Here is a 10,631-nt window from a genome sequence, read left to right on the forward strand (position 1 = left end):
GTGGTTTTTTTTGCGCCCGCGCGCCCCGGGGGGGGGGGGGGGGGGGGGCCCCCCCCCCCCAGGAACGGGATGGGACGGGTAGGGGCGGCGGGGGCGAAAAAAATCCAGCCCCCCACCCCTCACGCATACCGCTCCAACAACCCACCCACATACCCCCGCAACCGCCCTCCAAGCACCCCCACCGTCAAATCCCCCCGCCCCAACTCCCTCCAAGGCCCCGCCAGTTTCCCCGCATCGGGCGCATACCCGAGCGCGTCAAGCAGCCGCCAGTACAAGTGCTCACCCCCATCCGCCAGCCGACGCCCACCCCACGCCTCGTACCGCTTCCGGAACCCAAGCCCGTACTCCACCCCGTGCAACAACGCGACCGCCGTCGAACAGTGCGCGACATCGAGATCGGCAGGCCCCCACGAGGTCTCGACCCAGTCCACGACCCCACTGACCCGCAGCTCGTCACCCTCCCCCTCGAAGAGCACATTCCCGGGATGAAAGTCCCGGTGCAGAAAGCACCCTTCGTACGACGGCGCCGGCCCCCGAATCACCTCCACGGCCCGAGCCCACAACGCCCCGTCGCCCTCCCCGACCCGCACCCGCTCGGGAGAGGTCCACGCCTCGTAGACCCGGGGCCGTTCCACCGGAACGACCCGGTGAATCCGTACGAGTTGAGCCGCGAGCAGATCAAGCCGCCGCTCCAGATCCTCCTCGTCGACCCGCACCCGCCCCGGCACCAGCGACATCAACAACGAGGGATGGTCGCAGTGTTCGGCAGCCGCGTCGACGGCGATCAAGGCGGGAGCCGGAACACCGTCCTCCCCGGCGAGCAGTGAGAGCACGGACGCCTCACGGTTCAGCAGCCCGACGGCATGCCGCCGAAAAAAGGGCTTAACGAACGACCGCAACACGAGCCCCGAACCTGCCCCCGAACCGTCAACCAGACCGGGACCGGGACCGGGACCGGGGTCGGGACCGGGGTCGAGGTCGAGGTCGATCCGACGCATCTGCGAACTCCACCCGCCGCACAGCGGACGGACATCACGCACCACCCGCCCTTCAGGCAACTGCTTAGCCACCCACGCCCGAGTCGCAGTCCACCCCCGCTCCTCGACCCCAGTCAGCACGGCGTCCACGAACTCCCGCCGATCGTCGGCGTGATCGCGGTACCAGAGCCCCAAGAAGTGGTCGGCGTCGGGCAGTTCAAGGCGCGTGAACTGCGCACGCGCCGCCAGCGACTCCGTCACCGCATCGGTCACCTCGGCCGGAATGACATGATCGGCGCCCGGAACCACCAGCACCGCCCGCCCGTCGTACGCCCGCAGCACCTCCAGCGCGGGCGCCCCGCGCCAACTCCCCGGCGTCCGGATCAACTCGCTGAAGCGCCCGTCCCCGTCACCGAACGGTACGTCCCACGCCTCGCCCCCGTACACGGCCGGCGCGCACAACCCGAGCGCGGCGACCCGCTCGCCGTAGTGCCCCGCGAGATCCGCCACCGTCTGTCCGCTCATGCTGAACCCGACCAGCACGAGCGGACTGTCCGCCGGAACCCGAGCCCCGATGACCGCGACGGCCTGCTCGAACCGCCGCCGCAGGCTCAACTCGCCGAGCGCACCCGTACTTTCACCGTGCCCGGAGAAGTCGAAGGCGAGCCCCTGACAGCCACGCGCGACGAACTCGGCGAGCAGCGGCACCAGCCGCTCCTTGCTCCCGTTGCCGGCACCGTGCAGCAGAACAACGGTCGCCGCACCCGGATGCCCGTCCGGATCCCCGCCCGGGTCACCCCCGTACACCCCGCTCAGTCGTTCGCCGTCGAAGTCGTACGAGAAAGGAATCAGCTCACTCATAGGCCCATTCACTCACGGAGAAATGCAGATGCGCCGACACCCCCTCCATCCCTACGCTGGACAGGCGCAGCGAAGCCGTAGACACCGCTTCTCGCCGGACAGGCGTCACTCACGAGACTCGGGGCTACTCTCTACGCACCGACGGACGGACGCCCACCCCCAGCGCCCCAGCGCTCCGTCGGAACACACCGTCACGCACACGCACATCACCGCTCAGCCACCCACGCCACCACAAGGAGTCCCGTCATGGGCACCTTGATCATTTCCGCGACCGTCGTTCTGGTCATCATGGGCTTCGACAACAGCATCCTGTGGCTCGCCGCCGTCGCCCTGCTCTTCGTCTACTTCCGCTACGGCCGTACGGGGAGCGGCACGGCGACATCCTCGTCCGCGGGCGGCGTCCCGGGGCCCGGGTCCTCGCCCGCCAGCTACCGCGCCTACCGCCAGCGCCGGGACCAGCAGGCCAAGTGGGAGCGCCGCTACCGTCGGGAGCGCCCCATGGAGTCCCGCCGCCAGGACCGCAAGGGCAAGTAGAAGGGCGTGCCCCCGGTCTGTCACCTCACAGACCGGGGGCACCTCACAGACCTGGGGCACCCCACACCGGGAACCACCTGCTCAGGTCCTCCTCGATCCGCAGATCCCCGGAAAGCGCGGCCCGCACCTGCAACTCCAGCGCACTGTCTCTCCGTTGGCCGCGACCGTCACCGTCACCGCCGACCAGCGGAGAGAAGGGATAGAAGGTCCCGCGCTTGTAGAGATAGACAAGCCCGAGCCGCCGAGCACCCTCTCCCGAACCGTCGGCATCCTCGAACCCGACCACGGAACACAACAACTGCGGCCCGAACCCACTGGCCTCCAACGCACTGTTGACCGCGTGCAGATCCCCCACGAGCGCGGGCAGATCCTCGGGCCCGCGCGACGACACCAGCCACGAGTACCCGTACTCGTCCCGGACCAGCTCGACAGGCGGCCCGGTCCGCTCCGTATCCGCGTCGAGCAGCGCCTGGACCTCCTTGCGTACGTCGTCGAAGGCGGCGCCCTCCACGGTGGCGAAGCACACCGACCCGCGGCCCGTGGGCGTGAAGCCGGCCGCCGCCTGGAGGGTCACGGCGGCCGAGGGCAGCCCGAAGAGCCGGTCCAGATCGGGCAGGACCGGCTTGGTACGCCCGAGCAGAATGTCCAGCAGCCCCATAAGGCCTCCTCACGCCTTCCCGGAGCCGCCGCCAGGAGTCGCAGCCTCTCCCAACTCGGTGGAGATCTGCCCCAGTTGGTCGAGCCGCTGCTCCAGGCTGGGGTGGGTGGAGAAGTACCGTGCCAGGCCCGGCTCCTTGCCGAGGGCGGGCGTGAAGTAGAAGGCGTTGAAGGCCTGCGCGGTCCGCAGGTCCTTCGACGGGATCCGGGCGATGTCGCCGGAGACCTTGGTGAGCGCGGAGGCCAGTGCCGAGGGCCGCCCGGTGAGGAGTGCGGCGGACCGGTCGGCGGCCAGTTCCCGGTACCGGGACAGCGCACGGATCAGCAGAAAACTGATCGTGTAGACCGCAGCCGAGACGCCCATCACCGCGGCGAAGACGACAGCGGTGTTCTGATCCCGCCGCCCCCCGCCGAACAACTGCGAGTAGAAGGCGAACCGCACGATGAGCCCGGCGATGACGCCGAGGAAGGACGCGACGGTGATCACGGCGACGTCCTTGTGCGCGACATGGGACAGCTCGTGCGCGAGCACACCCTCCAGCTCCGCCGGTTCCAGCCGCCGCAGCAGCCCGGTGGTCACGCACACCACGGCGTGATCGGCGTTCCGCCCGGTCGCGAACGCGTTCGGCATGTCCATATCGGAAACGGCGACCACGGGCTTGGGCAGGTCGGCCACGGCACACAGCCGGTCGATCACCCCGTGCAGCTGTGGATACTCCTCCCGCTCCACGACCTTCCCGCGCATCGCGAAGAGGGCGACCCGGTCGGAGAACCAGTACTGCGCCCCGAGGAACCCCGCCGCGACCACCACGACCAGCACCCAGGACTTCAGCAACACGATCAACGCGGCGACAAAGGCCACGTACAGCAGTCCGAGCAGAAACAGCGTGACCGTCATCCGCACGGTCAGCCCTCGATCGCTCCGCATTCGGTTCGGCATCGACACCACCCCGCAGTCAGGCACTCGCCCCACTGCCCAGTGTGCACCCGCCCCGTCCCATGAAGCGGTCGCGCCCAGCCCTAGGCCCAGCAAAGGCTCACCCCCGGCGGACCTCGCCCGCCCACCCGCTCAGCAGGCACTACCTGGCCAGCTGCCGCCCCCGGGCGAGCAACTCGACCACCTCCGCCGACCCACGCGGCACATCGGCAGTCGCCTGCCAGCCCCGTACGGACGCCCCGGCCCACTCCCGCAGCCGGACATCGGGATCGTCGAGCAACGCGACCGCGGCCCGCAGCCGCACCAGCCCCCCACACGCGTCCAGCAGCCGGAACGCGGCGACCCGCGCATGCCGCGGCCATCCCTCCCCGAGCCACTCCGCCAGCCGCTCGGTGTCCAGCGACCGTGCGAAGGGCAACAGCGCCAGCGTCGCCTCCCGCACCACCCCGGGCGCCGGGTCGTCGAGCAGCGCCCGCAGCCGTCGTACGTCCGTCACATCCAGGGCCCGCAGCCCCGCCACCGCCCGCGCCCGCACCCTCGGGTCGGGATGCCCGAGCAGCGGCCACAGCAATTCCGCGTCGGCCCGCTCCCCGCACTCCGCCAGCCCGGCGACCACACCGGGGGACAGCGCAGGGTCGCCCGGCCGGGCACACCGGTCCCGATACCAGGCAGCCGGGTCACCTCCCACCTGCCGTACGACATACCGAGCACAGGCCCGCACCACCCCCGCCCGGTCGGCGAGAAACCCCTCGGCCCGCTCTCCCTGCCCGGCCCGCCGCAGCGCGGTCACCCCGGCGGACCGCACCCGAGGCCCCCGCGCCCCGAGCAGAGCATCGAGCACGTCGCCTTCCGCCCCTCCCTCCCGTACGGCGGCCAGGGCGGCCTCGGCGCACAGGTCCTGGACGACGGGGTCGGGGTCGCGGGCGGCGGCCCGGGCGAGTTCGCCGGGGGAGAAGTCCCCCTCGTCGACGGCCAGCCGGTACGCGAACCGGCGTACGCCACGGCCGACGGAAGCGAACATCGGCGCGAGACGCTCACGTGGCGCCCGGCGCAGCACCTCGTCGAGCAGATCGACGGCGAAGACACCCCGGCCGCGTCGACCACCGAGGAGGATCAGCGGGGCGAGCCCGACGGCCGCGTCCACATCGTCGAGAACCGCCCGCAGTACCTCCCGGGCCCGCTCCCGCACGGGCGCCACCCAGTCGGCGGTCCGGACGACGACCAACGGCCACAGCCCCGGATACCCGGCCACAGAACCGAGAGCCGCCTCCCGCACCCGCCCGTCGGGGTGGCACAGGGCGAGCGCGAGCCGGGACTCGGGGAGCGCGTCGGGGTGCCGGAGGGCGGCGACCTCGGTGGGGGGCAGCGGGAGCCAGTAGAACCAGGACCGAACACCGGCATCCAGCGCGAGCCAGGCCCTGGGCTCCTCGGCGTCGATCACGTCCGACAGAGCGGCCCCCTCGGCCAGCCGCCGAGCCGCTGCTTCGCCACCCCTGATGTTCTCGCGCATGCCCGCCCCCGGTGCTGCCTGCCGTATCGCGTGATCGTAGGCCGGGGGCAGCCCGCCGGTCGCGCGATATATGGACGACCAGGGACTCACGCCAGTACGGCCGGCAGGACCGCTACGGCTAGTACGGCGCCCGGAACTGGACGTACCCCAGCAGCAGGATGATCGCGGCGACACAGCCGAGGACCACGGCCGTCGATATCCAGGACGACCTGCGCGGCCCCGACCCCTCGGGCTCACCCCGGAACGGCACCGCTGCCGGCGGGTTCTCCTTCCAGCGAGCGGCCAGCATCCGGGCCCGCGCGGAGGGCTCCTTCAGCTCGGCGTTGTCCGCCCACTTGATGTCGAACTCCCGCTCGCTGTCGTCCTGTTCGGACATCCCCGTCATCCCCGTCGCCTCTCTGATCCCGTCTGATCCCGTCCGGTTCCCCTGCCTGTGCAAGGTCTTTTCAGCATAGTCCGTACGTATGACAGCGCCCCCGCCACCGAAACCGGGGCGAGGGCGCTGACGTACACCGTTACCGGGCGCCTGGTGGCGCCGGCCGACTCACACGTCGAAGTACAGCTCGAACTCGTGCGGGTGCGGACGCAGCTGCAGGGGCGCGATCTCGTTCGTGCGCTTGAAGTCGATCCACGTCTCGATCAGGTCCGGCGTGAACACGTCGCCCTGGAGGAGGAACTCGTGGTCGCGCTCCAGGGAGTCGAGGACGGCCGGGAGCGAGGTCGGGACCTGGGAGACGCCCGCGTGCTCTTCGGGGGCCAGCTCGTAGAGGTCCTTGTCGATCGGCTCGGCCGGCTCGATCTTGTTCTTGATGCCGTCCAGGCCCGCCAGGAGCAGCGCCGAGAAGGCGAGGTACGGGTTGCCGGAGGAGTCGGGCGCGCGGAACTCGACGCGCTTGGCCTTCGGGTTGGAGCCCGTGATCGGGATACGCATCGCGGCGGAGCGGTTGCGCTGCGAGTACACCAGGTTGACCGGGGCCTCGAAGCCGGGGACCAGGCGGTGGTACGAGTTCACCGTCGGGTTGGTGAACGCGAGCAGCGACGGGGCGTGCTTGAGGATGCCGCCGATGTAGAAGCGGGCGGTGTCCGACAGGCCCGCGTAACCGGCCTCGTCGTAGAAGAGCGGCTGGCCGCCCGTCCACAGCGACTGGTGGACGTGCATGCCCGAGCCGTTGTCGCCGAAGATCGGCTTCGGCATGAAGGTCGCGGTCTTGCCGTTGCGCCACGCCACGTTCTTCACGATGTACTTGAAGAGCTGGAGGTCGTCGGCCGCGGCGAGCAGCGTGTTGAACTTGTAGTTGATCTCGGCCTGGCCGGCGGTGCCCACCTCGTGGTGCTGGCGCTCGACCTGGAGGCCGGAGTTGGCCAGCTCCAGGGAGATCTCGGCACGCAGGTCGGCGAAGTGGTCGACCGGCGGGGTCGGGAAGTAACCGCCCTTGTAGCGGACCTTGTAACCGCGGTTGTCCTCCAGCGCACCGGTGTTCCAGGCGCCCGCCTCGGAGTCGATGTGGTAGAAGGACTCGTTCTCACGGGTCGCGAAGCGGACGCTGTCGAAGACGTAGAACTCGGCCTCGGGACCGAAGTACGCGGTGTCCGCGATACCGGTCGACGCCAGGTACGCCTCCGCCTTCTTCGCCACGTTCCGCGGGTCACGGGAGTACTGCTCGCCCGTGATCGGGTCGTGGATGAAGAAGTTGATGTTGACCGTCTTGTCCTTGCGGAACGGGTCGACCCGCGCGGTGGACAGGTCGGCGCGGAGCGCCATGTCGGACTCGTGGATGGCTTGGAAGCCGCGGATCGAGGAGCCGTCGAAGGCGAGTTCCTCGTCCGGGTCGAAGGCCGTCGCCGGCAGTGTGAAGTGCTGCATCACACCCGGCAGATCGCAGAATCGGACGTCGACGAACTTGACGTCCTCGTCCGCGATGAACTTCTTGGCCTCGTCGGCATTCTGGAACATCCAGCTCCTCCTACTCCCGGCCGTCCGTGCCGGGGTGGTAGTTCGTTCGTGCGGCCAGTGCGGTGGCACACGTTGGATCCGACCTTAGGTACAGGTGATTTCTCAGGCATGACCCATTTGTTTCGACCAAGTTAACCGGACTCCGGCCGGGCGACCCACCTGTAGGTATCGAAAATCGGGCGCAGTACGGTGGTCGGGTGGACAACAGGGACGCAATCGGCTCGTGGCTCTCCGGACCGCGTGCAGCCGCGGAGGAAGCCGGTGTCGACTTCGGATACCGGGGCGAACAGCTCGGTCTGCCGGAGGAGGGCCCCGGCTCGATCGCCCGCCCGGGCCGTCGGCTCGGCGCCCTGGCCGTCGACTGGGGCCTGTGCCTCTTGATCGCATACGGCCTGGTCACGGAGAGCTATAACGAGGCCGCGCAGGTCTGGGCGCCGCTCATCCTCCTCGCCCTGCTCCTGCTCACCCTGGGCACCCTCGGCTTCACCCCGGGCAAGCGGCTCTTCGGCCTGCGGGTCGTCGCCCTGGACACCGGCCGCGTCAGTCCACTGCGCGCCGCGCTGCGAACGCTCCTGTTCTTCCTCGCCCTCCCGCCCCTGATCTGGGACCGCGACGGCCGAGGCCTGCACGACCGGCTGGCGCGCACGGTGGAAGTACGGATCTAGCACTTCCGTGCGGTACGACGATGGGGGCGCCCGGAGTGATCCGGGCGCCCCCATCGTCGTACAAGTCGTTGTACGAGGTCGTGCTGTCAGCGCATCTTGCCGCCGCGCGGCATGCGCATCCCCTTGGGCATCGGGCCCTTCGGCAGTGGCATGTTGCTCATCAGGTCACCCATCGCCCGCAGCCGGTCGTTGGTGGCGGTCACCTGGGGGCCGGCGAGAACGCGCGGCAGCTTGAGCATCGTCGTGCGGAGCTTCTTCAGCTCGATCTGGCCCTCACCCGTACCGACCAGCAGGTCGTGCACCGGCACGTCCGCGACGATACGGGCCATCTTCTTCTTCTCGGCGGCCAGCAGGCTCTTCACCCGGTTCGGGTTGCCCTCGGCGACCAGCACGATGCCGGCCTTGCCGACCGCGCGGTGCACCACGTCCTGGCTGCGGTTCATCGCCACCGCCGGAGTCGTCGTCCAGCCCCGGCCGATGTTGTCCAGCACGGCTGCCGCGGCACCCGGCTGACCCTCCATCTGACCGAACGCGGCCCGCTCGGCCCGGCGCCCGAACACGATCGCCGTCGCGAGGAAGGCGAGCAGGAGCCCGAGAATTCCGAGATAGATCGGGTGACCGATCAAGAAGCCGATCGCGAGGAAGACACCGAAGGTGAAGATTCCGACAGCCGCGAGTACAAGACCGATCTTCTTGTCGGCCTTGCGGGTCATCTTGTACGTCAGGGCGATCTGCTTGAGTCGCCCGGGGTTCGCGGCGTCCGCCGCGGTTTCCTTCCTCGCCATGCCGTGAAGTCTACGTGGCCTTGGAAGCGCCGACGACGGCGGTGCCGTCGGGAGGGAGCGTGAGGAAGGCGGGAGAGCGGGGGAGGAGCGGTCAGGGGCGGGCGGCCAGGGCCTGTTCGAGGACGCGCTGCGCCTCGACCCGGTCCTTGGCGCGACGGCGGTCCTCCAGGACGGAGGTCCAGGCGTTCTGCCGGGCGGTGCGCTGGCCGCTGCTCATCAGCAGCGACTCGACTGCACGCAGTGCGTCGGTGAACGACGGAATGGGTGTGGCGCGGACGGGCGCGGCCTGCATGGTGGTGGTCCCCCCTCGGAACGGCTCTGGGTAAGGGTGCACATCGTGTGAAGACAGGGTCACTGATTGGTGTTACCAGGGCGTGACCTGCCGGTCAAACACGGATGAAGCCTTGATGCGGAAGGTGAAAACGCCGATGCGGCCCTGACGTATGCCCTCAACTGGGAGGACGGTCAGGACCGCATGGAATCGGCCGTTACTGGCGAGTAGTTACTTGTGCGCGAATTCACACGTCTGCTGCGTCCTTGCTGGGCAAGGAGAGTGACGGTGTGTCAGACCGCCTGCGAGGCGATGTACGCGCCGCGCTTCTCGACGGCCATCTGGTAGAGCCGCCCGGCGCGGTACGAGGAACGCACCAGCGGACCGGACATGACCCCGGAGAAGCCGATCTGCTCGGCCTCCTCCTTCAGCTCGACGAACTCGTGCGGCTTGACCCAGCGCTCGACGGGGTGGTGCCGCACGGTCGGACGCAGATACTGCGTGATGGTGATCAGCTCGCACCCGGCCTCGTGCAACTGGCGCAACGCCTCGCTGACTTCTTCACGGGTCTCACCCATGCCGAGGATCAGGTTGGACTTCGTGACCAGACCGTAGTCGCGGGCGTCGGTGATGACCTTGAGCGAGCGGTCGTAGCGGAAGCCGGGGCGGATGCGCTTGAAGATGCGGGGGACCGTCTCGACGTTGTGCGCGAAGACCTCGGGGCGGGAGGAGAAGACCTCGGCCAGCAGCTCCGGTACGGCGTTGAAGTCGGGCGCGAGCAGCTCGACCTTGGTCCGGCCGGCCTCGCGTGCCGCCGTCTGCTCGTGGATCTGGCGAACGGTCTCGGCGTACAGCCAAGCCCCGCCGTCTTCGAGGTCGTCACGGGCGACGCCGGTGATGGTGGCGTAGTTGAGATCCATGGTGACCACGGACTCGCCGACGCGGCGGGGCTCGTCGCGGTCGAGTGCCTCGGGCTTGCCGGTGTCGATCTGGCAGAAGTCGCAGCGGCGGGTGCACTGGTCGCCGCCGATGAGGAAGGTCGCCTCGCGGTCCTCCCAGCACTCGTAGATGTTGGGGCAGCCGGCTTCCTGGCAGACGGTGTGCAGGCCCTCGCTCTTCACGAGGTTCTGCATCTTCGTGTACTCGGGACCCATTTTCGCCCGGGTCTTGATCCACTCGGGCTTGCGCTCGATGGGGGTCTGGGCGTTCCGGACCTCCAGGCGCAGCATCTTGCGTCCGTCGGGTGCGACTGCGGACACGATGGCTCCCTGTAGCTTCGATTCTTCGGCGTACACCAGGGTACGCCCGTGCGCTCCCCGCCTTACGAGACGGGCAACCTTCGGGACGGGGGGTGCATTCCCGGGGCCCTGAACGGGCTTTGTCCTCAAACGCCGGACGGGCTGGGGTTTGAGGCCGGGAGGTGCCCCCCCCGGGTGTCCCCCCCCGCCCCCAGCACCGCCCAACCCCCCCCACCCCACAC

The 10,631-nt window shown here is 69.5% G+C and carries 11 protein-coding genes; 2 read left to right on the plus strand and 9 right to left on the minus strand.

Annotated elements, in window-relative coordinates; genetic code table 11:
- Positions 1-119: 119 nt before the first annotated feature.
- On the minus strand, positions 120-1,838 hold the full coding sequence (locus ACWDR4_RS48935; RefSeq protein ID WP_450418551.1) for an alpha/beta fold hydrolase: 1,719 nt from the start codon (positions 1,836-1,838) through the stop codon (positions 120-122).
- A gap of 246 nt (positions 1,839-2,084) precedes the next feature.
- Between ACWDR4_RS48935 and ACWDR4_RS48940 the strand changes: the two genes are divergently transcribed.
- Positions 2,085-2,372 carry a hypothetical protein gene (locus ACWDR4_RS48940; protein ID WP_450418553.1) on the plus strand — a complete coding sequence of 96 codons (288 nt, stop codon included), beginning with the start codon at positions 2,085-2,087 and terminating at the stop codon, positions 2,370-2,372.
- A 43-nt stretch (positions 2,373-2,415) separates the two neighbouring features.
- Here ACWDR4_RS48940 and pspAB read toward each other — a convergent pair whose 3' ends face one another.
- The 5 genes from pspAB to glnA form a co-directional block, all read right to left on the minus strand.
- Positions 2,416-3,030 carry a PspA-associated protein PspAB gene (gene pspAB / locus ACWDR4_RS48945; protein ID WP_450418555.1) on the minus strand — a complete coding sequence of 205 codons (615 nt, stop codon included), beginning with the start codon at positions 3,028-3,030 and terminating at the stop codon, positions 2,416-2,418.
- A gap of 9 nt (positions 3,031-3,039) precedes the next feature.
- Positions 3,040-3,969, minus strand: coding sequence for a zinc metalloprotease HtpX (htpX, locus tag ACWDR4_RS48950; protein ID WP_450418557.1), 930 nt, complete (start codon positions 3,967-3,969; stop codon positions 3,040-3,042).
- 139 nt (positions 3,970-4,108) lie between these two features.
- Complete coding sequence (locus tag ACWDR4_RS48955; RefSeq protein WP_450418559.1) at positions 4,109-5,476, minus strand: hypothetical protein; 1,368 nt, start codon at positions 5,474-5,476, stop codon at positions 4,109-4,111.
- A gap of 118 nt (positions 5,477-5,594) precedes the next feature.
- A complete protein-coding gene (locus ACWDR4_RS48960; RefSeq protein ID WP_450418561.1) occupies positions 5,595-5,852 on the minus strand; it encodes an SCO2583/SCO2584 N-terminal domain-containing protein in 258 nt (85 codons plus the stop codon).
- A 168-nt stretch (positions 5,853-6,020) separates the two neighbouring features.
- Entirely contained in the window at positions 6,021-7,430 is a 1,410-nt protein-coding gene (gene glnA, locus ACWDR4_RS48965) for a type I glutamate--ammonia ligase (RefSeq protein ID WP_450418562.1), read from the minus strand.
- Between the two features lie 197 nt (positions 7,431-7,627).
- Between glnA and ACWDR4_RS48970 the strand changes: the two genes are divergently transcribed.
- The gene (locus ACWDR4_RS48970; RefSeq protein ID WP_450418564.1) at positions 7,628-8,095 is read left to right on the plus strand and encodes an RDD family protein; all 468 of its coding nucleotides are present in this window, start codon (positions 7,628-7,630) and stop codon (positions 8,093-8,095) included.
- An 86-nt stretch (positions 8,096-8,181) separates the two neighbouring features.
- Here the strand turns inward: ACWDR4_RS48970 and ACWDR4_RS48975 are convergent, their stop codons facing one another.
- From ACWDR4_RS48975 to lipA, 3 genes are all read right to left on the minus strand, one after another.
- Complete coding sequence (locus tag ACWDR4_RS48975; RefSeq protein WP_105975996.1) at positions 8,182-8,880, minus strand: DUF4191 domain-containing protein; 699 nt, start codon at positions 8,878-8,880, stop codon at positions 8,182-8,184.
- 91 nt (positions 8,881-8,971) lie between these two features.
- A complete protein-coding gene (locus ACWDR4_RS48980) occupies positions 8,972-9,172 on the minus strand; it encodes an SCO2195 family GlnR-regulated protein (RefSeq protein WP_450418566.1) in 201 nt (66 codons plus the stop codon).
- 272 nt (positions 9,173-9,444) lie between these two features.
- On the minus strand, positions 9,445-10,410 hold the full coding sequence (gene lipA, locus ACWDR4_RS48985) for a lipoyl synthase (RefSeq protein WP_389350245.1): 966 nt from the start codon (positions 10,408-10,410) through the stop codon (positions 9,445-9,447).
- Positions 10,411-10,631 lie beyond the last annotated feature (221 nt).

This window comes from Streptomyces sp. NPDC000878 (assembly GCF_053599695.1).